Source organism: Streptococcus phocae, assembly GCF_001302265.1.
Lineage (GTDB): Bacteria > Bacillota > Bacilli > Lactobacillales > Streptococcaceae > Streptococcus > Streptococcus phocae.
Genome location: NZ_LHQM01000077.1, coordinates 1 through 986, shown reverse-complemented (window position 1 = coordinate 986; position 986 = coordinate 1). Strand labels below are relative to the sequence as shown.

Below are 986 nucleotides of genomic sequence, written 5' to 3'. Positions count from 1 at the left end.
GAATGCGACTGATAGCACCCTCGCGATTGCGAATCTCTTGTGAGATTTGATTAGCAGTCGCTTGATATGTTGATTGCAGTCCACTGATTTTAGATTCCAATTCTGTGCGCATACCCTGATTGCTACGCGTAAACTCAGCACGTAAGCCATCAAGTTTGTTTTCGTAGGCCTCGGTCGTACCTGACGATGTCGTGGTAATCTTAGCAGATAGCTTACGCAGTTCATCATCATACTTCTGCGACAAACCTCTCGCAGAAGATGCAATTTCTGCTTGCAACCCCAACTTTTCATCACGCATAGTGGCTTTGAGACCATCGATACCAGATTGAAAAGAAGCTGACAACTGCTTATCGGCATCTTGATAATCTTGTCTCAAGCCCGCTACGCTAGCTTGAATGACTGCGGTTTTTTCGTTGGCTTGATTCAGCGACAAGCGTAGACCGTCAACGGTAAACCCCATTTCGGCAGTTTTTTGTTCTAGTAGACTTTCAAGCTGAATGCGTTGACCTTGCACAGTTTTAGTGAGCTCTGACTTAAGCCCACGAGCAGTATCTGATATGGTTTCTCTAATACCTGTAGCAGTCTCCAAGATCTCGTTTTTGATAGTCGTATCAAAGTACGTTCTCAACATGCCTCGATTATTAATCTTGATTTTAGACCACAGATTTGAGTTTTCAGTGTCAGTCATCTCAAGATTGATTTCTTTGATACTGTTGAGTGCTTCTTCTAAGCCTTTGAAAATACCTGTTGATTCACCGCTACCTTCAATAACGAAAGGCGCAACATAATCTGTTGCTTTATTCCCTTTTTCAATCATGATTTGGCTGAATTTGGCATTTCCAAGACAATCACTGGCAAGCCTGACAGAATTGGTGTTTTTTCGAGGTGTGAATGTGTAAAAAACACGACCGTCTGGCAAAATCGTTACGTTTTCTTCGTTAATAGTTGTTGTTGGGTCTCTGCTCATTTAGTCTCCTTTCTAAAAA

At 42.2% G+C, this 986-nt stretch carries 1 protein-coding gene; it reads right to left on the bottom strand.

What is annotated here, in order from left to right; all coding sequences use genetic code 11:
* On the bottom strand, window positions 1-967 hold a 967-nt coding region (locus AKK44_RS08435; RefSeq protein ID WP_236686780.1), incomplete at its 3' end, for a gp58-like family protein.
* Window positions 968-986 lie beyond the last annotated feature (19 nt).